This window comes from Gemmobacter fulvus, from assembly GCF_018798885.1.
In the GTDB taxonomy this organism is placed as follows: Bacteria; Pseudomonadota; Alphaproteobacteria; order Rhodobacterales; family Rhodobacteraceae; genus Gemmobacter; species Gemmobacter fulvus.
The window spans coordinates 208774-232137 of record NZ_CP076362.1; the positions used below are offsets into that span (position 1 = coordinate 208774).

General features: G+C 63.6%; 22 protein-coding genes. 15 read left to right on the top strand and 7 right to left on the bottom strand.

Annotation, left to right across the window (positions count from 1 at the left end; all coding sequences use genetic code 11):
* Nucleotides 1–4: 4 nt before the first annotated feature.
* Nucleotides 5–1021 (top strand): LysR family transcriptional regulator, encoded by a 1017-nt coding sequence (locus KM031_RS17405; protein WP_215505240.1) that lies wholly within the window; start codon nt 5–7, stop codon nt 1019–1021.
* Here KM031_RS17405 and KM031_RS17410 read toward each other — a convergent pair.
* A complete protein-coding gene (locus tag KM031_RS17410; RefSeq protein ID WP_215505239.1) occupies nt 1012–1497 on the bottom strand; it encodes a RidA family protein in 486 nt (161 codons plus the stop codon). The genes KM031_RS17405 and KM031_RS17410 overlap by 10 nt on opposite strands.
* Nucleotides 1498–1761: 264 nt before the next feature.
* Here KM031_RS17410 and KM031_RS17415 point away from each other — a divergent pair, with 264 nt between their 5' ends.
* From KM031_RS17415 to KM031_RS17430, 4 genes are read left to right on the top strand one after another with little or no spacing between them, the layout of a single operon-like run.
* A complete protein-coding gene (locus KM031_RS17415) occupies nt 1762–3153 on the top strand; it encodes an amidase (protein WP_215505238.1) in 1392 nt (463 codons plus the stop codon).
* Between the two features lie 27 nt (nt 3154–3180).
* On the top strand, nt 3181–4164 hold the full coding sequence (locus KM031_RS17420; protein ID WP_215505237.1) for a TRAP transporter substrate-binding protein: 984 nt from the start codon (nt 3181–3183) through the stop codon (nt 4162–4164).
* Between the two features lie 27 nt (nt 4165–4191).
* Nucleotides 4192–4701 carry a TRAP transporter small permease gene (locus tag KM031_RS17425; protein ID WP_215505236.1) on the top strand — a complete coding sequence of 170 codons (510 nt, stop codon included), beginning with the start codon at nt 4192–4194 and terminating at the stop codon, nt 4699–4701.
* 10 nt (nt 4702–4711) lie between these two features.
* On the top strand, nt 4712–5986 hold the full coding sequence (locus tag KM031_RS17430; RefSeq protein ID WP_215505235.1) for a TRAP transporter large permease: 1275 nt from the start codon (nt 4712–4714) through the stop codon (nt 5984–5986).
* Nucleotides 5987–6059: 73 nt separating this feature from the next.
* On the opposite strand, the gene KM031_RS17435 is transcribed toward KM031_RS17430, so the two are convergent.
* The gene (locus KM031_RS17435; RefSeq protein ID WP_246567070.1) at nt 6060–7448 is read right to left on the bottom strand and encodes an aminotransferase-like domain-containing protein; all 1389 of its coding nucleotides are present in this window, start codon (nt 7446–7448) and stop codon (nt 6060–6062) included.
* A 115-nt stretch (nt 7449–7563) separates the two neighbouring features.
* Between KM031_RS17435 and KM031_RS17440 the strand changes: the two genes are divergently transcribed.
* The gene (locus KM031_RS17440) at nt 7564–8424 is read left to right on the top strand and encodes a DMT family transporter (RefSeq protein ID WP_215505234.1); all 861 of its coding nucleotides are present in this window, start codon (nt 7564–7566) and stop codon (nt 8422–8424) included.
* A gap of 30 nt (nt 8425–8454) precedes the next feature.
* On the opposite strand, the gene KM031_RS17445 is transcribed toward KM031_RS17440, so the two are convergent.
* From KM031_RS17445 to KM031_RS17465, 5 genes are all read right to left on the bottom strand, one after another.
* Nucleotides 8455–9507 (bottom strand): ABC transporter ATP-binding protein, encoded by a 1053-nt coding sequence (locus KM031_RS17445; protein WP_215505233.1) that lies wholly within the window; start codon nt 9505–9507, stop codon nt 8455–8457.
* On the bottom strand, nt 9507–10559 hold the full coding sequence (locus KM031_RS17450) for an NAD(P)-dependent alcohol dehydrogenase (RefSeq protein ID WP_215505232.1): 1053 nt from the start codon (nt 10557–10559) through the stop codon (nt 9507–9509). The genes KM031_RS17445 and KM031_RS17450 overlap by 1 nt, the downstream gene beginning before the upstream one ends.
* A gap of 5 nt (nt 10560–10564) precedes the next feature.
* Complete coding sequence (locus tag KM031_RS17455; RefSeq protein ID WP_215505231.1) at nt 10565–11383, bottom strand: carbohydrate ABC transporter permease; 819 nt, start codon at nt 11381–11383, stop codon at nt 10565–10567.
* The gene (locus KM031_RS17460) at nt 11380–12243 is read right to left on the bottom strand and encodes a carbohydrate ABC transporter permease (RefSeq protein ID WP_215505230.1); all 864 of its coding nucleotides are present in this window, start codon (nt 12241–12243) and stop codon (nt 11380–11382) included. Before KM031_RS17460 ends, KM031_RS17455 begins: the two co-directional genes overlap by 4 nt.
* Before the next feature lie 93 nt (nt 12244–12336).
* A complete protein-coding gene (locus tag KM031_RS17465; protein WP_260692178.1) occupies nt 12337–13557 on the bottom strand; it encodes an extracellular solute-binding protein in 1221 nt (406 codons plus the stop codon).
* 167 nt (nt 13558–13724) lie between these two features.
* Here KM031_RS17465 and KM031_RS17470 point away from each other — a divergent pair, with 167 nt between their 5' ends.
* The 9 genes from KM031_RS17470 to KM031_RS17510 all read left to right on the top strand — a co-directional run bounded on the left by KM031_RS17470 (nt 13725) and on the right by KM031_RS17510 (nt 23232).
* Nucleotides 13725–14666, top strand: coding sequence for an AraC family transcriptional regulator (locus tag KM031_RS17470; RefSeq protein ID WP_246567069.1), 942 nt, complete (start codon nt 13725–13727; stop codon nt 14664–14666).
* A gap of 398 nt (nt 14667–15064) precedes the next feature.
* Entirely contained in the window at nt 15065–16267 is a 1203-nt protein-coding gene (locus tag KM031_RS17475; RefSeq protein WP_371879023.1) for an ABC transporter substrate-binding protein, read from the top strand.
* A 78-nt stretch (nt 16268–16345) separates the two neighbouring features.
* Nucleotides 16346–17182, top strand: coding sequence for a branched-chain amino acid ABC transporter permease (locus tag KM031_RS17480; protein ID WP_246567085.1), 837 nt, complete (start codon nt 16346–16348; stop codon nt 17180–17182).
* Between the two features lies 1 nt (nt 17183).
* Nucleotides 17184–18134 (top strand): branched-chain amino acid ABC transporter permease, encoded by a 951-nt coding sequence (locus KM031_RS17485; protein ID WP_215505225.1) that lies wholly within the window; start codon nt 17184–17186, stop codon nt 18132–18134.
* 3 nt (nt 18135–18137) lie between these two features.
* Nucleotides 18138–18911 (top strand): ABC transporter ATP-binding protein, encoded by a 774-nt coding sequence (locus KM031_RS17490; RefSeq protein WP_215505224.1) that lies wholly within the window; start codon nt 18138–18140, stop codon nt 18909–18911.
* Nucleotides 18908–19612, top strand: coding sequence for an ABC transporter ATP-binding protein (locus KM031_RS17495; protein WP_215505223.1), 705 nt, complete (start codon nt 18908–18910; stop codon nt 19610–19612). The genes KM031_RS17490 and KM031_RS17495 overlap by 4 nt, the downstream gene beginning before the upstream one ends.
* A gap of 6 nt (nt 19613–19618) precedes the next feature.
* On the top strand, nt 19619–20875 hold the full coding sequence (locus tag KM031_RS17500) for a Zn-dependent hydrolase (RefSeq protein ID WP_215505222.1): 1257 nt from the start codon (nt 19619–19621) through the stop codon (nt 20873–20875).
* A gap of 74 nt (nt 20876–20949) precedes the next feature.
* Complete coding sequence (locus KM031_RS17505) at nt 20950–22431, top strand: M81 family metallopeptidase (protein WP_215505221.1); 1482 nt, start codon at nt 20950–20952, stop codon at nt 22429–22431.
* A gap of 6 nt (nt 22432–22437) precedes the next feature.
* Nucleotides 22438–23232: a FadR/GntR family transcriptional regulator gene (locus KM031_RS17510; RefSeq protein WP_215505220.1), complete on the top strand. Its 795-nt coding sequence runs from the start codon at nt 22438–22440 to the stop codon at nt 23230–23232.
* The last annotated feature ends 132 nt before the right edge of the window (nt 23233–23364 follow it).

Consider the following 23364-nt stretch of genomic DNA (forward strand, 5'->3'; position numbering starts at 1 on the left):
TTCCATGGTCACTGAGTCACGCGAACATGCCTCCGCCGATTCGGGTGACGCCGAGGCTCCCGGCCCGGCGCTCCATGCGCTGCATTCCGGGGCGGCGCGCTATTTCATCGAGGTGGCGCGCTCTGCCTCGATCCGTCAGGCGGCAGACCGGCTGGGCATCGCGCCCTCGGCCATCAGCCGCCAGATCGCGCGGCTGGAGCGCGAGCTGAAGGCGCAGCTGCTGGAGCGGCGGGCCGACGGGGTGGTGCTGACCGACGCCGGGACCATCCTGTTGCAGCATCTGGAGGCGATTCAGGATCGGCTGGACCGGATCAGCGGCGATATTGCCGATCTGACCGCGCTGCGCCGGGGCACGGTGCAGATCGCCACGGTTGAGGGCATCACCCGGCCCTTCCTGTCCGAACAGATCGCGGAGTTCCGCACTCGCCATCCGGGGGTGCATTTCCACCTGCGGTCTTGCGGGCGGCAAAAGGTGCTGGAGGCGCTGGAGGAGCGGCGCAGCCAGATCGGCTTTCTCTACGATCACTTCTCGCACCCCGCGCTGGTCGAGGCCGGAAGCTGGCGGCAGCCGCTGCTGGTGCTGGCGCGGGCGGGGCATCCGCTGACACAGCGGCGGGGGCTGACGCTGGCCGATCTGGCGCAGGAACCCTGCGGCCTGCCGGATGAAACCTTCGGCATTCACCATCTGGTTCTGCGCGCCTTTGCCCGGGCCGGATTGCAACCGAAGGCCCCGATCCTGAGCGACAGTCTTGGCTTTCTGCGCGACCATGCCATTCGCAGCGGCTGCCTGACCTTCATGCCGTTGCAGGCGGCAATGCCGGAAATCGCTGCGGGTGATCTGGTGCCGCTGGATCTGGACTGTGCCGAGTTCCGGCACCGGCACATCTATGCGGTGGTGCGGCGGGATCAGGTGCTGGCCGCCGCCGCCGCCGCCTTTCTGCAAGAAGTGGTCGCCGCCTTTGCCGACGGCGACCGGCGGGATGCGGCGTTTCTGGCCGCAGCCCGCAGCGATCAGGCGTGAAGTTCCAGCGTCATTTCCGCCTCGACCGGGGCGTTGAAGCCCAGTTCGTGCTGGGTCAGCGCGGCACGGGCATGGCGGCCATGCGCCTCGCCCCAGAGCGCGACAAAAAGGTCTGACGCGCCGTTCAGCACCAGATGCGGTTGAGTGAAATTCGGGCCGCAGGTGATGTAGCCCACCATTTTCACCACGCGTTTCACCCGGTCCAGATCGCCCAGCACTGCCTTCATCAAGGCCAGATGGTTGATCGCCATCAGCCGGGCCGAGGCATATCCCTGTTCGATGCTCAGATCCTGACCCACTTTGCCGACATAGGGCAGCACGTCATTGTCATCTTCGTCGGGCTGGGTGCCCAGCGTGCCCGACAGATAGAGGATGTTCCCCACAACAACGCCGGGCAGGTAATTTCCGACCGCCTTGGGCGGGCGGGGCAGGGTGATTCCCATCGCGTTCAGCCGCTTCTCTGTCTCATGTGCCATCTGTTTTCTCCATTGCATCAGATGACCGGCAAAATAGGCAAATGCGGCCTGAAAGGGAGTACAGCGGCGGCAACAGGGATTTGCCTCAACGGCAACACCCGGATGCGCCAGCCCGTTGCTTCCGCATTTTATCGTTTTTTTGCCAAGACTTACGGATTTTCATTGCTTGTCACCGCCACCCGGATCGGGGCGGTGGCCTGCCCTCAGCGGGCTAGCGTTCTGATGCCAGCCGCGACAGTCTGACCCCAGAACGAGGAGACCGGGATGCCCAGCAACAGAAGTTCCATCGCACAGATTGCGCAACACTTGCGTGACGGCCGACCCGGCGGGGCCGAAGCTTTGATGCAGGCGACGGTGGCGGCGCATCAGGGCGCGGGTGCCGAATTGATGGCCTACAAGACCTGGGATGGGGATCGCGCGCTGGCCCAGGCCCGCGCCGCAGACGGCCTTCTGGCCAGTGGCATCGACCTTGGGCCGCTGATGGGTCTGCCCGTGTCGGTGAAGGATCTGTTCGGCGTGCCGGGGCTGCCGGTGTTTGCAGGCACGGACAGCGCCTTTGACGCCGCATGGTCGGCGGCTGGTCCGCTGGTGTCGCGGCTGCTGGCGCAACTGGGGATCGTGACCGGCAAGACACATACGGTGGAATTCGCCTTTGGCGGGCTGGGGGTGAATGCGCATTGGGGCGCGCCGGTCAATCCGTGGTCCGGGCCAGACGGAGCGCGGGCGCCGGGCGGCTCCAGTTCGGGCGCGGGGGTATCGCTGGCCGAGGGGTCGGCACTGCTGGCGCTTGGCACCGATACGGCCGGATCGGTGCGGGTGCCCGCGTCGTTCTGCGGGCAGGCGGGGTTGAAGACCACGATCGGGCGCTGGTCCACCGAGGGGATCATGCCGCTGTCCCCGTCGCTGGACACGCCGGGGCTGTTGGCGCGGGATGTGGCAGATCTGGCCTATGGCTTTGCGGCGCTGGATCCGCAGGGCGGGGGCGTGCCCCAGCCGCGCGACCTGTCAGGCCTGCGCATCGGTCTGCCGCGCGACTTTTTCAATGACGAGGCGGATGCTGCCATCCTTTCGGTGGTCGCGGACAGTCTGCGCCAGCTGGAGGCGGCAGGGGCGGTGCTGGTCGATGTGGATCTGCCGGGCTGTGCCGCAATGTTCGACATCTTCCGGCAGGGCGGCCTTGCTGCGCCCGAGCTGCGCAGCTTTTTGGACCGGCAGTTCCCCGACCGCATCGCGCGACTGGATCCGGTGGTCCGGCTGCGGGTCGAAGGGGCCGACAAGATCAGCGCCCCGGAATATCTGCGCCGCCGGGCAGAGCTGGCGCTGCATGGCCGGGCGGCCCTTGCGGTGTTTGACCACTGCGACGTGCTGGCAACGCCCACCGTCGCCATCGCGCCGCCGCTTCTGGCCGATCTGGCCGATCCGGCGGCCTATGGTCGCGCCAATATCCTCGCGCTGCGCAACACCGTCATCGCCAATCTTTTCGGCTGGTGCGCGCTGACGTTGCCTGCCGGGCTGGACGGATCGGCGCTGCCGGTGGGCCTGCAACTGATCGCCGGTCCCTTTGCCGAGCCCGCCCTTCTGGCCTGTGGTCAGGCGGTCGAAAACCGGCTGGGCGCGGGGCCGGAACTGCTGGGACGCCCTCGGCGCGTCTCTTGAACACCATCAAAAACAGGGAGTAACAAAATGAAAAACCTCGGCTTCACTCTGGCCACCGTCTTTGCCGTCGGCTTTGGCGGCATGGCGGCGGCACAGGAATTCCGGCTGACCTTTGCCCATGTCCTGACGGAAAGCACGCCGAACGCGCGAGCCGCCGAAACCTTCAAGGCAGAGGTCGAAAAGAACTCTGGCGGGCGCATTGCGATTGATATCCGCCCTGCGGCGATGCTGGGCGGCGATGTGGAGATCATCGAACAGACGCAGATGGGCCTGATCCATATCGCGATCCCGCCGACCGGCAACCTCGCGAATTTCAACGAAAAGATGTATCTGTTCGATCTGCCCTTCCTGATGGCGGACGAGGCGGCGATGATGCGCCTGCTGGATGGCGAGGTGGGTGCAGAGATGCTGGCCACGCTCGAATCCAACAACCTGATGGGTCTGTCGCTTTGGGGGGCTGGCTTCCGTCAGATGACCAACAACATCCGCCCGATCACGGGCCCGGCGGATCTGGCGGGCACGAAGATGCGCACGTTGCAGGCCCCGGCGATCCTTGCCACCTATCGCGCCTTTGGGGCCAACCCGACCGCGATGGCCTATGCCGAAGTCTATAACGGCCTTCAGCAGGGCGTGGTTGAAGGGCAGGAAAACCCCTTCGCGAATATCTATTCGATGAAGTTCTACGAGGTGCAGAAATACCTGACCGTCACCAACCACTCCTACCACACCTATGCGGCGGTGATGCACAAGCCGACCTGGGACAGCCTGCCGGATGACCTGAAAAAAGTGGTGCAGGAGGCGCTGGTTGTCGGGCGCGATGCGGGCCGCACCTATACCGCCGAGGATGAGGCCAAGATCATCGCCGAGATCCAGGACGAGATCGAGATCATCGAACTGTCGCCCGAGGGCCGCGAAGCCTTTATCAAGGCGTCCGAGCCGATCTATGAGGAGTTCCGCTCCAAGATCACACCCGAGCTGATGGACCGGGCGATTGCCGCGGCCAAGGGCTGAGGTCGGCGCAGGGAAGGGGGCCGGGACATGATCGAAGGATTGAACCGCATTGTCGACAAGGTTGAAGGCGGCCTTGTCACACTGCTCATGCTGCTGGCGGCGGTGGTCGCGATTGCCCAGGTGGTCGCGCGCTATGCCTTCAACAGCTCGCTCTACTGGTCAGAAGAGTTTTTGCTCTATGCGCTGATTTCCATGAGCTTTCTGACCATGGGCATGGGGGTGCGCTATGCCGCGCATATCAGCGTGGAGGCCGGGCTGGCCTTTGCCGGCGAACGGCTGGGCCGGGCGTTGAAGATCGGGGCGGCGGTGCTGGGCCTGATCTTTGCCGCCGTGCTGATCGTGCTGGGTTGGCGGCTGTCGGCCAATACGCTGAACATGGGGCAGCTGTCGCCTGCGATGCGGATTCCGGTGGGCTATGTCTATCTGGTGATCCCGGTTTCGGGGGTGTTCATGGTGCTGCGCTATCTTCTGGTGCTGTCCTTCCTGATCACGGGCCGCGACTACACGCCGCCGCAATCCGACATCAAGAACGCCTGAGGGGAACATCATGATTGGCACACTTGTCCCGGTTTTCTTCACCCTGCTGCTGTTCGGCCTGCCGATCTTTGCGGCACTGGCGCTGGCGGTCACCGGCTTTCTGTATTTCCTGACATCCATCGACCCGCTGGTCGTGCCGATGCGGATGTTTTCGGGGATGAACAACTTCTCCTTGATGTCGATCCCGTTCTTCATCCTCGCGGCAGAGCTGATGCGGATCGGCGGGCTGTCGGACCGGCTGATCAATCTGGCGCGGGCGCTGATCGGCTGGCTGCCGGGCGGGCTGGCGGCGGCGACGGTCGTGGCCTGCCTGATGTTCGGCTCGATCTCGGGGTCGAGCCCGGCGACAGTGATCGCCATCGGCACGATCATGTATCCGGCGATGACCAAGGCCGGATATGACCGCTTTTTCGCCATCGGCCTGATCACCACGGCGGGCACGCTTGGCCCGATCGTGCCGCCGTCGATCGCGCTGATCATCTATGGCTCTGTCACCGGCACTTCGGTGGGCAAGCTGTTTGCGGCCGGCCTGATCCCCGCCATTCTGATCGGCGGCATGCTGATCACCTATGCAAGCTGGTATTCGGCCCGCAAAGGCTATCCGCGCGATGCCTTTCCGACGATGGTCAGCATCCTTGCTGCGTTTCGTCAGGCCGCCTGGGGGCTGGGTCTGCCGCTGGTGTTGCTGGGCGGGATCTATACCGGGGTGTTCACGCCGACCGAATCCGCCGCCGCCGCCTGCCTTTACGGCTGGTTCATCGGGGCGGTGGTCTATCGGTCGATCTCGATGCGCGACACGCTGATGATTCTGCGCAACTCCGGGCTGCTGGCCGGACCACTGTTGCTGATCACGGCGGGGGCCTCGGCGTTTTCCTGGTTGCTGGCCAATAATGGCGCGCCGTCCGAGCTGGCCGCGGCGCTGCTGTCGGGCACCGACAATCCCGTGATCATCGTGGCGCTGTTCAACGTGATCCTGCTGGTGGCGGGCTGTTTCCTCGACAGTGCTTCGGCGATCATCATTCTGGCACCGCTGATGCAGCCGATTGCTGAGCAGGTGGGCGTCGATCCGATCCACTTCGGCATCATCATGCTGGTCAACCTGTCGGTGGGCATGCTGACGCCGCCCGTTGGTCTGAACCTGTTCGTGGCGATGGGAATTGCGAAAATGTCGCTGTTTCAGATCTTCCGCGCCGCCTTGCCGACCATCCTGTTGATGGTGATCGCGCTGATCCTGATCTCTTATATCCCGGTGATCAGCACCTTCCTGCCGTCGCGCCTGTTCTGAAAACGCGGGCAAAAGACGGTGCGGCCTCCGGTTTTGCCGGGGGCCGCTGCTGTTTCCGCCGCCCGGTGGGGCATTAGGCCGGGGGGGTGTTCATCGCCTGCGCGACCACCTCCCACGCGGGGTCGTGCATCTGGCTGACGTTGAAGCGCATGAATCCCGCCGCCGTCTGGGCCGGGCTGAAGATGTTGCCCGGCGCCAGAACGACATTCCGGCGCATGGCCGCCCGGGCGATCTCGGAGGCATCTCGCCTCTGCGGCAGCGCGCACCAGAGGTAGAACCCGCCGCGCGGCATCAGCCATGGTGTTATCCCCATGGCCACCAGCCGGGCCGATGTGTCCTTGCGGATGCGGGTCAGACGCCGCCGGATCCCCTCCACATGCTTGCGATAGCTGCCATCGCTCAGCGTCGCATGGACGATCTCGGTGGAAACCGGGCTTGGCCCGCCGAAGTTGGTGGCGACCTGAAGATCGGTCAGGGCCGCAATCAGATCGGGCGGCCCCGCAATATAACCACAGCGGATCGAGGCGGAGAGCGTCTTTGAAAAGCTGCCGATGCGGATCACCCGCTCCAGCCCATCCAGCGTGGCAAGGCGCGGCGACAGATCGGGTTCCAGCGCGGCAAAGGTGTCATCCTCGATGATCGTCAGGCCATGCGCCTCTGCCAGTTTCAGCAGGCGATGCGCGGTCTGCGCCGTCATGGTGCCACCGGTCGGATTGTGCAGCGCCGAATTGGTGATGTAGAGGCGCGGGTGATGTGTGGTCAGCGCCTGCGCGAACTGCGCCAGATCCGGCCCCATCGGCGTGAACGGCACCGAGACGATGCGGGCCTTGTAGACCCGGAGCAGGGCCTGAAAGTTGAAATAGCAGGGATCATCCACCAGCACCGTATCGCCGGGCCGCAGCAAAGAGCGGCAGATCAGGTCAATCGACTGTGACGCCGAGGTGGCCAGCAGGATCGACTCGGGGCTGATCTCCAGCCCTTCTTCGGCGAACTGGCGGGCGAGGATGCGGCGCAGGTTCACCGGGCCAAGGCTGCTGCCATAGTCGGTCAGGATCGCATCCGGCCCGCGGGCCAGCTGCCGCAATGCCCGCCGCATCGCGGCCTGCGGCATCCAGTCCGGCGGCAACCAGCCACAGCCCGGCTTTACAACATCGCGGCCGGTGTCCAGCGACTGGCGCGAGACCCAGAGCGGATCGACATCCCGCTCGCGCTGCGGTTCCGGCAGATGCAGATCCAGCGAGGGCGGAACCCCCGCGACATAGAACCCCGAACCCGGCTGCGAACGGATCACCCCTTCGGCCACCAGCCGGTCATAGGCCTCGACGATGGTCGAGGGCGATACTCCCATGACCGCCGCAAACCGCCGGATCGAGGGCAGGCGTTCACCGGGGGTCAGCGCCCGCGTCGCAAGCTTGCGCCGGATCGCCTCCATCACCTCGGTCGTGCGGCGGGCCTGTGCCATTGCGTCAAGTGTACTTCCGACTGGAGCCATACAGTTTGACGCAATTGTATCGGTCTGTGCCTGTCCGCACCAGTGCCAAGCCAGTATCCCTGACAAAAAAGGGGCGCGGCGGGCGATGAGACAATTTGGCGAAGGCTGGGGCAGCGGGTTGCTCGGGGTCATCATTTTCAGCGGATCGCTTCCGGCGACACGGGTTGCGGTGGGTGGCTTTACGCCGCTGTTCCTGACCTCGGCGCGGGCGGTGATTGCCGCATTGCTTGGCGCGGCGCTGCTGCTGCTGTTGCGGCAGGCAAGACCGGAGCGCCGCGATCTGCTGTCCTTGGGCATCACGTCGGCCGGTGTGGTGATCGGCTTTCCCTTGCTGACCGCGCTGGCGTTGCAGCACATGACCTCGGCCCATTCCATCGTGTTCATCGGCCTGCTGCCGCTGGCGACAGCGATTTTCGCGGTGCTGCGCGGGGGTGAGCGGCCCCGCCCTGCGTTCTGGCTGTTTGCCTGCGCCGGGGGCGTGGCGGTTGCGGGTTTTGCCTGGGCGCAGGGCAGCGGAGGCACGCTTTTCGGGGATCTGCTGATGCTGGCCGCCATCCTGATCTGCGGATTGGGCTATGCCGAAGGGGCGGCGCTGTCGCGGCGGCTGGGGGGCTGGCAGGTGATCTCCTGGGCCTTGGTGCTGGCGCTGCCGATGATGGGGGCGGTGATGCTGGCAAGCTGGCCGTCAGGCTTTGCCGGTATCACCGCGCCGGAATGGCTGAGCCTTGGTTATGTGTCGGTGTTCAGCATGTTGGTCGGGTTCATCTTCTGGTATCGCGGCCTCGCGCTTGGCGGGATTGCGGGCGTTGGCCAGTTGCAGCTGCTGCAACCGTTCTTCGGGCTCGCCCTCGCAGGCCTGCTGCTGGGCGAGCCGGTCGCCTGGACGATGATCGCCGTGACCGCCTTTGTGGTTGTCTGTGTCACAGGGGCCAAGAGGTTCGCATGATGCGAGATCAGTCCATCCTGTCTGGCGGCGCTACAGGCGCAGGCCGCTTGTGCTGTCGAACAGATGCAGGGCATTGGCATCGAACGCGACAGACAGCCTTTGCCCCTCGGCATAGCGCGTGGTCGCGGCAACCGCCGCCATGAAGGTCTGCGTCCCGGTTCTGAGCGATACGAGACGGGTCTCGCCATGGAACTCGTCCCGCTCGACAATCGCGGCAATCGCTCCTGGCGTGCCTTCGGGCACGATCTGAACCGCCCCCGGGCGCACCCCCAGCGTCACCTTGCCGGGTGCGACGGGGAAGGGGGCCGCCAGGTCAATGGTGCCATCCCGCAACCGCCCGTCGCTAGCCTCAAGCGCGAAGAAATTCATGTTGGGCGTGCCGATGAAGCTGGCGGCAAACAGCGTTGCGGGGCGCGAATAGATCTCTTCCGGGGTGCCCATCTGTTCGATCTTGCCCTGATTCATCAGCACGATCCGGTCGGCCAGCGTCATCGCCTCCAGCTGATCATGGGTGACATAGATCGAGGTGGATTTCAGATCCTTGTGAAGCTTCGCGATTTCCACCCGCAGATGGCCGCGCAGCTTGGCATCGAGGTTGGACAGCGGCTCGTCGAACAGAAAGACCTCTGGCGTCTTGATCATCGCGCGGGCAATGGCGACGCGCTGCTGCTGGCCGCCCGACAGTTCGGTCGGCTTGCGGCCAAGGTAGACATCCAGCCCGAGGCTTTCCACCACCGGATCAAGCCTGCGGCGGATCTCGTCCTTGCCGGCCCCGGCGCGCTCCAGTGCAAACGTGATGTTCTCGCGCACGCTCATATGCGGATAAAGCGCATAGTTCTGGAACACCATGGCGATGCCCCGGTCGCCCGGATCGCGGTCATTGACCCGCGCGCCGCCGATCAGCAAATCCCCGCCCGAGATTTCTTCAAGCCCGGCGATCATGCGCAGGATGGTGGATTTTCCGCAGCCCGAAGGCCCTAGGAACACGACGAATTCATGATCCTTGATGGCCAGGTTGAAATCGCCGATCACTTCATGGGCGGCATAGGTTTTGCGCAGATTGCGGCATTCAACGGTCGCCATCACAGGGCCTCGCTTTCCATGTCGATGCGGATCTGGAGCTTTACATCCCCCGGGCGGGCCTCGGCGGCGCGCTCAAAGGCCCGGATCGACTCCGGGAAGGCAAAGGTCTCGGTAATCAGCGGCTTCAGATCCACCTTGCCTGCGGCGATCAGGGCCAATGCGCGGTCATAGACATTGGCATACCGAAACACCGTTTCCATGCGACATTCGCGGGCGGTTGCGCCGGAAATATCAATCGCGACAGGATCGGGCGGCAGGCCGACGAACACCACCGCACCACCGGGGCGCACGATGCGGAACAGATCCCGCATTGCCGCCGCCGCGCCGGAACATTCAAACACCACATCCGCGCCCCAGCCGCCGGTTTCGGCCAGAACCCGGTCCAGCAGCGCGCCCTCGCGGATGTTGATGCCGGTGATGCCGGGAAAGGCGCTGGCAATCGCCAGTTTGGTTTCCGACAGATCGGAAATCAGCACCCGCGCGCAGCCCCCGGCAAGGGCGGCAAGGGCCACCATGATGCCGATGGTGCCTGCCCCGATGACAACCGCCGTATCGCCCGGCTCGATCCGCGCCCGTTTCGCGGCCTGCATGCCGACGGCAAAGGGCTCGACCATGGCGCCTTCGGCAAAGCTGACATTGTCCGGCAGCTTGTAGGTGAACGAGGCCGGATGCACCGTTTCCGGGCACAGAACCCCATGCACCGGCGGCGTTGCCCAGAAGGTCACTGACGGATCCACATTGTAGATGCCCAGCCGGGCGGCGCGCGAGGTCGGATCCGGGATGCCCGGCTCCATGCAGACACGATCGCCGGGCCGCAGATGGGTGACACGCGCGCCGGTTTCGATCACGGTGCCCGATGCCTCATGTCCCAGCACCATCGGCGCGGTGATAATGAAGTCACCGATACGGCCATGGGTGTAATAATGAACGTCGGAGCCGCAGACACCCACCGTATGCAGGCGGATGCGCACGTCATCCGGCCCCATGTCCGAGGGAAGATCAATGTCGCGCAGCGACAGTTCACCGACACGTTCAAGAACAAGAGCTTTCATAAGGATCAGTCCTGAGAGGATTTTCTGGAGAAGGCGGAATTCATGCCGGCACCGATCAGGGCCAGCAGGACAAGCGGCGGCAAGGACAGCAACACCACCGCGGCATTCAGGATGCCCCATGGCACGTTCATGCCAAGTTGCGACATCTCGGAGGCGATGATCGGCAGCGTTCTTGCCTGCGAAGTGGTCAGCATCATCGCCAGCAGGAATTCGTTCCACACAAGGATGAAGGAAAAAGCGATGGCCGAGAGGATCTGAAGCCGGGCGATGGGCAGAGCCACGCGGAAAAACACCGCATAGGGGCCAAGGCGGTCCACCCTTGCGGCCTCTTCCACGGCAATCGGCACGCGTTCAAACGCCGGAACCGACAGCCAGATCGTGATCGAGGCGGTGATCGACAGATAGGTCAGGATCAGCGCAAAGCGGGTGTCGTAAAACCCGAGGCCAAGCCAGATCACCATCATCGGAATGGCCACCGCCACCGGCGGCAAAAAGCGCAGCGACAGGGCGAAGAACTGCGCCTCCCGCGTGGCCTTGTTCTTGACGCGCGCAATCACATAGGCCGCAGGCACGCCGAGCAGCGCACCCAGCCCGACCGCCCAGGAACAGATCACCAGCGAATTGACCAGCGCGCGGGCCACCGAGCGGCGGTTGAGCACATAGTCCATATTGTCCCAGACCGGGGTAAAGATCAGCTTTGGCGTGCTGACCAGCAGGTCCGCATTGGTCTTGAAGGCATTCAGCAGCGTCCACAACAGCGGCAGCACCACGATCAGCCCGGCCAGCACCAGCAGCAGGCGCAGCAGAAGGGTCGAAATTTTCATTGGTTCAGCCTCTTCCAGATCGAGGTAAAGAGGATCACCGTCACAACCATCATGATGACGGCCATGGACGAGGCGTAAGAGATATTGCCCGCCTCGATGAAGCCCTGAGAATAGGCATACATATCAAGCGTTTCCGTCGAGATTCCGGGGCCGCCGCGCGTCATCACATAGACAAGGTCGAACGAGCGCAGCGATTCGATCGCCTTGACCAGCACCAGCGAGATCAGCGGCAGTTTCAGCATCGGCAGGGTGATGAAATAGTGGATTTCCCAGCCCTTCGCCTTGTCGATGCGCGCCGCCTCGATGGGTTGCGGCGGCAGCGCCTCCAGCAGTTTCAGCAGGATCACCGCGAAGAACAGGCCCCATTGCCAGACATCGACAAAGGCCACCGTCAGCAAGGCCCCCCAGGGTGTGGCCAGCAGATCGGGCGTCTGGCCGGTCAGGGCGCGGGCGGGCCAGGTCATCGCACCATAAAGCGGATGGAACGAGAATTTCCACACGAAGGCGGCGCAGACCCGCGGCAACAGGACCGGGATGATGAACAGAATGCACAGGATGGCGCGCCAGCGGGCTGATGCTGCTTCGAACATCGCGATGGCAAGGCCGACGCCGACCAGCATGGTGGCCGAGACCGTCAGCACCTCCCATTTCAGCGAGACCCAGAGCGCATTCAGAAATCGCGCGTCCGAGAACAGCCGCAGATAATTGTCAAACCAGACGTAGCTTGCATCCGGCGCGCTCAGCGTCCGGTTTTGCAGCGAGATATTGACGGCGTAAAGTGTCGGAACCGCCGCAAGAATGACCAGCACCACAAGGGCCGGTCCCAGAAAAACATAGGGAAGTGATCGCCCGGATCGCATTGCGCCCTCGCTCAGCATTGCAGGATCAGAAGACATTGGGGGGCCGCAGCCGCGGCCCCCCGCACACTCGTCACAACAGCACTCGTCACAGCATCAGAGGGTTTTTGCGAAGGCTTCGAGCTCATCCAGCGCGGTCTTCACATCGGTGCGCGAGCCGGTGATCAGCTCTTCCAGCTTGATCCCCCAGGCATTGCCCAACTCCTGCCAGCGCGGATCCTGCCAGAACAGCACTTCGGTCTTGGCGCCCGTTGCCGCCATGGCCGTCGACAGGTTCTCGCCGAAGGTCGCGACGTATTCGGCACTTTCATAAGTGCTTTTGCGGGTCAGCTCGCCCGGCTGGCCTTTGGCAAGACGGCGTGCCTCCTGTTCCTTCGAGGTCGCCCAGGCGACGAAAAGCCCGGCGCAGGCCTTGGCCTCTTCGGTGGCGTTCGCCTTGCTGGCAATCGCAAACCCATGTGCGTAGCCCGAGCCGGGCAGGGGCGTGGGCGGCGGGCTGAAGGCCACCACGTCAACCACCTGGCTTTGCGTGGGATCTTTCGACATCGCGCCAAGCGGTGCGGATTCGATGATCAAGGCCACCTTGCCCGACCGGAACGCCCCGGTCGATTCATCGAAAGAGCCGGTTTGCGTGCCCGGCGCAGAGAATTTGAACAGCGCGAGGTATTCCTCGGTCGCTTTCACCGCCGCATCGGAATTGAACGCAAAGTTGCCGCTCCCATCCACCCATTTGCCGCCATGCGCGGCAAACAGCGGCAGCCAGCGCCAGACATTCGCGCCCGAGCCGCGCTGGCCCCGCAGCGCCACGCCATAGATGCCGTTTGCAGGATCATTCAGCTTTTCGACGGCGGCCTTGTAATCCTCCCAGGTCGTCGGAGGCGCGATCCCTGCCGCGCTCAGCAGGTCGGTGCGATAGACCAGCAGATCGCCGCCGCCCTGGATCGGGGCGAACCATTGCTTGCCCTCGTAACTTGCGACCGTCCGCATCCCGGCATCGAAATCGTCATAGTCGTAGTCGGCGGGGTAATAATCGGCCAGTGGCACGATCCAGTTCGACGAGGCAAACAGCGGCAGGTTCGCTTCATCCACATAATACACATTGTAGCTGCCGACGGTGGAGGCATCGGCCTGTGATTTCGCCCGCCGGTCATTCTCGTTCAGATAGTCGATCTCGAAGCCTGCACCGGCAAGCGCCTCGAATTCATCAACATAGTCCTCCAGCAGGGTCAGCCCGTCACGCGGCTGTGCCAGAACACGCAAGTCATTGGCGCAGATAGATTCTGCATGTGCAGCCGTGCCAAGAAGGGCCGCCAGAATACCGGCGGTCGCGATAGTATGTTTCACAGTGATCTCCTCCCAAGAGCCCGGGGTTTGCCCCCGAATGTGTGCCACAGATTCGCGCAGTTTCGGGTAGATCACTAGTTTCGTGCTTGTGTAAAACTGATACTATTATGACATCGTGGCGGCAAAAACGGGGTGTGCAGATGCAGAAAGAACCAGTGGCCGATTCGTCCTTGCCGACGCCGCTGCGCCCGACCGCAGCCATGCGCGAAAGCATCCGCATACCTGAAGACAGGTCATATCTGATCCGCCGCGACGATTATCCTCACCCGCTCTGCACCTGGAACTATCACCCCGAATGGGAAATCCACTTCGTGCCGCATGCGCGCGGCTTTGCCTATGTCGGCGATTACATCGGCAGCTTCGAGCCGGGGCATATCGCGCTTTGCGGAGGAAACCTGCCGCACAACTGGGTGTCACCCGGCCTGATCGCGCCGGGGCGGGACTATGTGCTGCAGTTCGACGCGGGGCAGCTGTTGTCGAAAATCCCGGTGCTTGCGGAACTGCGCAGCCTGCAAGCGCTGGTGCAGGAGTCGGAACGCGGGATCGAGCTGATGGGGCGCGAGGCCGCCGAGGCGGGTGCCCTGATGATCGAGTTGGAACAGGCCCCGCCCGCCCGCGGCCTTGGCCTGTTTGTCGAAATCCTCAGCCGGTTCGCCACCGCGACAGACTACCGCCTGCTCGCCAGCCCCGGTTTCGCGACGGGATATGCCGCCTTGGCCAGTGGCCGTCATGCAAGGGTCAACAACGCGGTGCAACTGGTGCAATCCAACCCGTCAATCTCGATGAATGAGGCGGCAGATATTGTTGGCGCCGAAGCCTCGACCTTCTCGCGCAGCTTCAAGGCGCTGACCGGCATGACCTTTTCGCATTATCAGCGGGCCATCCGCATTTCGCGCGCGCGCAGCCTTCTGGCCGAAACAGCGCGGCCCATCACCGAGGTTTGCTTTGAGGCCGGGTTTTCCAACCTGTCGAACTTCAACAGGATCTTCCTGAAGGAGGCCGGCATGACACCGCGCGAATATCGCAAGATTGCAAACATCCGCACCATCTCGCGCTTGCGCACTGATGAGGATGGAGACTGATCCGGCCAGCCTGCGAGGGCTCGGTCCTTGAAACCGCGCCTGCGGCCATTGGGCTTTGCCGGGCCTGACCGAGCAGGCCGCAGCCCTTTGCCAAGACGCTTGCGGGCGGGCTGAACCCCGAAGCCGCCACTGCCACCGCGCCAATCCGGGTGATTCGGTGCAGGCGTCGGCTGCTGGCTGCCGGGTGCGCTCCAGTGGCGAAAGGGGGACTGTCTCCGATGGGTTGCAAGTGCCCGATCTGGCCGGATCCGCATCAGAAATCTTCTTCATAACACTGAATCTATTTGACAATTTCCGAAGCGCTGCTGGCGTCGGAAATATTGGACAGGTCATAATTACTATGCGTATAGTTATGACATTAAGAATCAATAAACCGTCCTCAACAGGGAAATCACATGCTGAACCGCCGTTCCTTCCTGTCCAGCACCGCTGGCGCAGGCGCTCTTCTTGCGACCCCCGCCCTGATCCGTGCGGCCTATGCTGCTGATCTTTTGAAGGTGGGCATCCCGGTGCCGATCTCGGGCGCGAATGCCGCCAATGGCAAATATGCTTCGATGGGCGCGCTCCTTGCCGCCGAAGAAGCCGCAGCCAAATATGGCCGGGCGGTGCAGACCTTTGATCTCGATACCGAAGGCAAGCCCGCCACTGCCGTGCGCAAGGTGCAGGACGCGATTGATCGCGACCAGATCAAGCTGTTCGCCGGCGGGATCCTGTCGTCGGAATCTCTTGCCATGGGCAAGGAATGTGAAAAGGGCGGCGCGAATTTCATCACCACCGCCGGCGCGGACGAGATCACCGGCACGGATTGCAACAAGGCTACGTTCCGCTGGTCGGTGCCCACATTCGGCGCGATCAACCAGTCGATCCGCCCGATCATCGACGCACTGCCCAATGCGAAACGCTGGTATACCATCACCCCGCAATATGTGTTCGGCGAGGGGCTGCTGAAGGCCGCGCAGGACGTGCTGACCGAGAAGGGGCTGGATCTGGTCGGCAACAGCTATCACTCGCTGACCGAAAAGGAATTCTCGGGCTATCTGACCAATGCCATGGCCGAGCGCCCCGATGTGCTGCTGATCCTGAACTTCGGTGCGCAATGTGCGGATACGCTGCGTCAGGCGGTGTCCTTCGGGATGAAGGAGCGCATGACCATCGTCGTCGCCTGGGCCTCGGGGCTGGAACAGTTCGAGGCGCTTGGTGCCGATCTTTGCGAGGGCATCTATTTCGGGGCGCAATACTGGCATACCGTCGATGCGGCTCAGAACGCCGAACTGGTCAAGCTGACTCAGGCGAAATACGGCATCACTCCAAACTATTCGCTGGCCGGATCCTATATTTGCACCAAGCTGATGATCGACGCGGCCCAGACAGCGGGATCGGATGATCCGGCGGCAGTGCGCGCGGCGCTGGAGGGGCTGGCCTATCAGGGCCTGACCGGCGACGAGACCATCAGGGCCGCCGACCATCAGGTAATGAAGAACTATTACCTGCTGAAGGCCCGGGCCAAGGCCGACATGGCCGACAAAGATGACTATGCCGAAATCATCTCCTCGGGGCAGAGTTTCCTCAGTGCGGAAGAGGCGGGCTGCAAGCTCGGCTGATCGGGCTGCGGGCGGTGCCTGACGGGCCGCCCGCCATCCTCAAACAACAGGAGATTCTCGGTGACCTATCTGTTCCAGATGCTGAATGGCATCGGGCTTGGCATGCTTTACTTCCTGCTTGCCGTCGGCCTGACAATCATCTTCGGCCTGCTGCAATTCGTGAACTTTGCCCATGGTGCGTTCTATCTGCTGGGCGCCTATCTGACCTATGACTTCGTCGAGCGGGGGATGAATTTCTGGCTGGCGATGGTGCTGGCCGCAGTGATCGTCGCCGTGGTGGCGGGGGTGGTTGAGGCGGTTCTGCTAAGGCGGATCTACAAGCTGCCGCACACCTTTCACATTCTGGTCACCGTCGGGATCGCGCTGTTCATTCAGGAACTGGTGATCATCCTCTGGGGGCCGCTGGGGGGCAGCGTTGCCGCACCATCGGTGCTGAATGGCGTGGTGATGGTGGGGGATTTCATCTATCCGAAATACCGGCTTTTCATGATCGGCTTCACCGCCGTTCTGGCGATCGGGCTGTATTGGGCGCTGGAGCGGACACGGCTGGGCGCCATCGTGCGTGCGGGATCGGAATCGTCGGAAAACATGGCCTTGCTGGGCTATGACACACTGCGCATCAACACGCTGGTCTTTGCCGCAGGGGCCGGGCTTGCGGGCCTTGCGGGGGCGCTTGTGGCCCCGATCCGCGGCGTCGAACCCTTTATGGGGATCGAGGCACTTTCCATCGCCTTCGTCGTCGTGGTGATCGGCGGCATGGGATCCTATGTCGGCGCGCTGGTCGCGGGCATCCTTGTCGGCGTCGTACAATCGCTGATGGCGACGATATGGCCCGAAGGGGCGCGACTGATGATCTATCTGGGCATGGCGGCGGTGATTGTCCTGCTTCCCCGCGGCCTTTACGGGAGGGCATGAGATGCTGGCCATCAACAAGCCTGTCGTGCAGTTCGGCCTGGCGCTGGCCACGGTTCTGGCGCTGCCCCTGTTCCTGGGATCGGGCATCCTCGCCTCCGAGATCCTGATCTACGCGCTGATCGCGGCGGCCTGCAATCTGTTGCTGGGCTATACCGGACTTCTGTCCTTCGGGCAGGGTATTTTCTTCGGCGTCGGCAGCTATGTCGCCGGGATCTTCCTGACCCGCTACGGCGTGCCGGTCTGGGTGGTGCTGATCGTGGCGACGATCCTCGGCGCGATGATTGCCACGCTGGTCGGCTGGCTTTCGATCCGGCGGCAGGGTGTCTATTTCGTGATGCTGACGCTGGCGTTCTCGCAGCTCTTCTTCTTCCTTGCCTATACCTTCTCGGACATCACCGGCGGCGACAACGGGCTGATGGATGTGCCGCGCCCGGTGGTGCTGGGTCAGGCCCTGAACAGTGCATGGAGCTTCTATGTCTTTGTCGCCCTGTCCTTCCTTGGCCTGTTCGCGCTGATGTTGCGCGCCATGCAATCGACCTTCGGCCGCACCCTGATCGCGGTGCGCGACAATGAGGAACGCGCTGCCGCCATCGGCTTTCCGGTCAAGGCCTTCAAGACGGCGGCCTTCGCGATTTCGGGTGCCGTGACCGCCTATGCGGGGGCGCTGAAGGCGATGTTGATCGGCGTGGCGCCGCTGGCAAACATCGAACACCACACCTCGGAAATGATCCTGATCATGACGATCATCGGCGGGTCGACCAGCCTGTTTGCCTCGGTGCTGGGGGCGGCGGCCTATATGCTGCTGGCCGACTGGCTGTCGCAGATCTGGCCGCGCTGGTTACTGCTGCTGGGCCTCGCGCTCGTCGTCGTGGCGCTGTTCCTACAAAAGGGCCTCTGGGGGCTGGTGGAGAAACTCTGGGTCGCCGCCACCGGCGCGAAGAAGGAGGGCTGAGCCATGACCGCATCCGATATCGCCTTGTCGACCCGGGGTCTGGGCGTCACCTATGGCAAGTTTGTCGCTCTGGCCGAGATGGATCTGGATATCCGGCGCAATTCCGTTCACTCGATCATTGGGCCGAACGGCGCGGGCAAGACCACAATGTTCCATGCCCTGACCGGGCGGGTCATGCCCTCGTCCGGCAGCATCACTCTGAACGGCACCGACATTACCCGCACCCGCGATGATGAACGTGTGCGCCATGGCATCGCACGGTCCTTTCAGGTGACCAGCCTTTTCCCCACGCTGGAGGTGGCGGAAAACCTGCGCCTTGCCGCGCAGGGCAAGACCCCGTGGCAGGCCCTTGCCCCCTGGCGCAGTGCCGATGCGAACCGCAGCGCGCTGGCCACGGCGGATCAGGTGATGGAACGTCTTGGCCTGACCCACGTCGCCCGCCGCCCTGCGGGAGAGTTGAGCCACGGCCAGCAGCGCCGACTGGAGGTGGGCATGGCCATGGCCTCGCATCCGTCCGTTATCCTGATGGATGAGCCGACCTCGGGCATGGGCGTCGAGGATATCGAGGAAATGAAGGCGTTGATCCGCGATCTGGGACGCGACCACACAGTGCTGTTCATCGAACATAACATGGGGATCGTGATGAATATCTCGGACACGATCACCGTCATGCGGCTGGGGCGCAAGCTGGTCGAAGGGCCACCCGCCGTCGTGCGTGCCGACCCCGAAGTGCAGCGCGCCTACCTGGGCAACATGATCACCGGAGACATCGCATGACCGCGCTTCTCGAGGTGGAGAACCTCCACAGCTATTACGGCAAGAGCCATATCCTGCAAGGCGTCTCGCTTTCGGTGAAAGAGGGCGAGGTGGTCACGCTGCTGGGCCGCAACGGGGCGGGAAAATCGACCACGCTGAAAAGCATTGCCGGTGCGGTAACGCCTGCGCGGGGACGGGTCAGCCTTGGCGGGATTGATCTGGCGGGCCAGCCTGCCTTCCGCATCGCCAAGGCCGGGGTCTGTCTGGTGCCGGAAAACCGCGGCATCTTTTCCCTGCTGACGGTCGAGGAGAATCTGGCGATTGCCTGCCGCAAGGGCGCGGCCTGGTCGATGCAGGATGTCTATGCGATCTTTCCCCGGCTGGAAGAACGCCGACGCAACGGCGGCGGCCAGCTTTCCGGCGGCGAACAGCAGATGCTGTCCATCGCCCGCGCCTTGCTGACCGGCCCGCGCCTTCTGATGCTGGACGAGCCGGTCGAGGGGCTTGCCCCGGTGATCGTGGACGAGATCGTGGCCCAGATCCGCAAGATCGCAGCGGCGGGCGTGTCGATCCTGCTGGTTGAACAGAACCTTGCCGTCTGCACGGCGCTGGCCAATCGCCACAATATTATCGAACTGGGGCGCATCGCCTATCAGGCAAGCGGCCCGGATTTCATCGCCGACAGTGATGCGCGCGACCAATACCTTGGCGTAAAGGCTTGAATCGACATGTCAAATCTGAAGATCAACCCGGACCGGCTCTGGCAGAGCCTGATGGAGACGGCCCGGATCGGCGGCACGCCGGAGGGTGGCATCGCCCGGCTGACACTGAGCGAAGACGACGCGAAGGTCCGGGCCTGGCTCGCCGCGCAAACCGCCGCCCTTGGCATGACGCTGGTGGTGGATGAGGTCGGCAACATGTTCGCCACCTTGCCGGGTCGCAACCCGAACCTCGCGCCCATCGCCATGGGCAGCCATCTGGACACCCAGCCGACGGGTGGAAAATTTGACGGTGTGCTGGGGGTTCTGGCCGGGCTGGAGGTGCTGCGCAGCCTGAAGGATGCGGGTCTCACCACCGAAGCGCCCCTGATGCTGGTCAACTGGACCAACGAGGAAGGCTCGCGGTTTTCGCCGGCCATGCTGGGGTCCGGGGTCTGGGCCGGGGTATATTCGCGCGCCGAGGCTGATGCCCGGCAGGATGCCGCCGGTGAAAGTTTCGGCGCGGCGCTTGATGCGATCGGCTGGCGCGGCACGGCAAGGGCCGGATCGCAACGCTTTGCCGCGATGTTCGAGCTGCATATCGAACAGGGTCCGGTGCTGGAGGCCGAGGGCAAGGAGATCGGCATCGTGACCGGCGTTCAGGGCCTGCGCTGGTTCGAGGCCCGGCTGACGGGCTGCGCCGCCCATACCGGGTCAACCCCGATGACGATGCGCCGCAATGCGCTGCTGGGGGCCGCGCGGGTGATCGAGGCGGTGGACGCCATCGGGCTGGCCCATGCGCCGCACGCCGTGGCGACCGTCGGCTTTCTTGAGGTCTCGCCGAATTCGAACAATGTCATTCCGGGCCAGGTGGATTTCACCATCGACCTGCGCCACCCCGATGACGCGGTTCTGGCGCAGATGGAAGCCGATCTGCGCGCGGCCTTCGACACCGCTGCCGGAGGCATCGGGCTGGAGGGCGATCTGCGCCGCATCTCGAAGGTCGATGCGGTGCGGTTCGATGCGGACTGCATTGCCTCAGTTCGGGCGGGGGCCGAGCGCGCGGGAGTTTGCGGGCGCGAGATCATCTCGGGTGCGGGGCATGATGCGGTCCATTGTGCCGCCGTCGCGCCAACGGTGATGATCTTCGTGCCATCGGAAGGGGGCCTCAGCCACAATCCGGCAGAAGCCACCAGCGCCGCCGAATGTGCCACCGGCACTCAGGTTCTGCTGGATGCGGTTCTGGCGCATGACCGCCTGCTGGCCGAACGCCACCGCGCCGCCTGATCCTGCCATCTGATCCCCTTTTGCGTGCGGGTGGAACGCTCTGCCCGCATCCCTTCCTGCAAAGATCCTTATTCATGCGCATTGTCATTGCCCGTCAGAACCACGAAACCAACACCTTCTCGCCGGTGCCGACGCCACTTGCCGCCTTCCGCCCGCTTTACGGTGCCGAGGCGCTGGCCGAGGCGCGCGGCATGAAGACCGCGCTTGGTGCCTTCCATGCCTGGGCCGAGGCACAGGGGGCCGAAGTCTCCTGCCCGCTGATCGCCCATGCCTGGCCAAGCGCCCCGGTCGAGGATGACGCGTTCGACCATATGGCAGCGGTGATCCTTGCCGATATCGCCAAGGGCTGCGACATGGTCCTGCTGGACCTGCACGGCGCCATGGTCACGCGCAGCCATGACGATGGCGAGGGTGAACTGCTGGCCCGGATCCGGGCGGCGGCTCCGGGCGTGCCGGTCGGTGTTGCGCTGGATCTGCATGGCAACATCACGCCCCGCATGGTGGAAAACTGCGATGCGATGGCGGGGTTCAAAACCTATCCCCATGTCGACATGTATGAAACCGGCGTGCTGGTCTGCACGATGATGGATCAGATCCGTCAGGGCCTGCGCCCCGTGATGGCGCGGGTGCAACCGCCGCTTTTGGGCCATACGCTGCCGATGAACACCACGGTGCCCGGGGCCATGGCCGATGTGATTGCCGCAGCCCGCGTCGCCGAAACCCGCCCGGGCGTGCTGGCAGTCAGCGTCTTTGGCGGCTTTCCGGCGGCCGATCTCTACGAGGCAGGGGCCAGCGTGGTTGCGGTCACGACCCCGGATCTGGATCCCGAAAGCGTGGCACATGACATTGCCCGCCTGATCTGGGACCGGCGCGCCGAATTTCTCTATGATCAAAAGCCCCTAGGTGTGTCGATCCGCGAGGCAAGCGCGGCAGCGGCGCGCCCCGGCAACGGGCCGGTTCTGATGCTGGATCATGGCGACAACTGCATGTCGGGCGGCACCTGCGAGAACATGGATGTGCTGGAGGCGGCGCTTGCCGCTGGGCTGGCCGGCATCCTGACCGGCCCCGTTGCCGATCCGCAGGCTGTAGAACAGGCCTTTGCGGCAGGCCTTGGGGCCGAGGTGGAGATTGCCGTTGGCAACCGGATTGCCGCCGATGGTTTTGCGCCGCCGCGTCCGTCTCTGATCTTGCGCGGCCGGGTTCTGGCGCTTGCCGACGGGCGTTATACGATCACCGGGCCGATCTATACCGGCATGACCTGCGATATGGGCCGGTCTGTGGTGATTGAGACCGGCGCCGCAAAAGTGCTGATTTCTTCCCAGACGCATGAACCCTGGGATGAAGCCGTGTTCACATCGCTGGGCATCGACCCGCGCGACTGCCAATATCTGTTGCTGAAGTCGCGGATGTATTGCCGGCCGGTCTTTGAACCTCTAGCTAAGGCTGTGGTGGAATGTGCGGGGGGCGGTGTGACCGGCTCGGATTACAGCCTGTTCCCATATCACAAGTTGCGCCGTCCGATCTGTCCGCTGGATCCGGGTGTCGAATGGGAGTAGTTGCCGATGGAAGCTGAAGATGCTCACGGGGCACAGCAGGCCGCAGAACTGCCGCCCGGTCGCCGGATGCGCCGGATCAAGCTGTCCGATCAGGTGGCCGAAGAATTGCGCCGCTGGATCGCACGCGACAATCTGGGCCCCAAGGACCGCCTGCCGCCCGAAAAGGTGCTGATGCAGCATTTCGGCTGCTCCAAGGGCACCATCCGCGAGGCCCTGAAGGCGCTGGAGGTCGAGGGCCTGCTGGTCATGCAGTCCGGCGCGAATGGCGGACCCGAGATTCAGGCCACCACAACCGAGACCGTCATCCAGCAGATGCGGCAGTATTTCCATTTTCAGCAGCTGGATTTCGAAGATGTCTACGAGCTGCGCAAGAAACTGGAAGTCATGTTGGCCGAAAACGTCGTCGGCAAGCTGACCGAGGATCACTTCCGCCGTTTGCAGGCCAATATCGACACCTGCATACAGGCCATGCGGGATGATGACCGCGAAGCCGGTCGTGTGGTCGAGGTGCAGTTCCACGACATCCTGGCCGAGGCTTGCGACAATCCGATCCTGGATCTGATGTGCCGCTTCCTGAATGTGATGGTGCGCGATCTGGTGCTGCGTCGCACCGACAGCCTGCGTGAACATTCCGCCTTCGGCCAGCAGAACATCGACGCCCATATCGAACTGATCGAAGCCCTGCGCCGCGAAGATCGCGATGCGGTCAGCGCCGCGATGGGCCGCCACATGCATTGCGCCGAATGTTCGATGAAGGAACTGGACGCAACCTTCCACCTCGATCTTCTCAGCCGTCAGTGACACGGCCTGACCCCAGCCGTGGCAGGTTTCCCCGTTTTGGCGGGGAGTAGAATCCGCGCTGGCGCAGAAACTTTCAACGCCTTTGCAGGCTGTGGTTTCGGTCTCCTGACTGTGACAGCGGTGGGCGGGCGT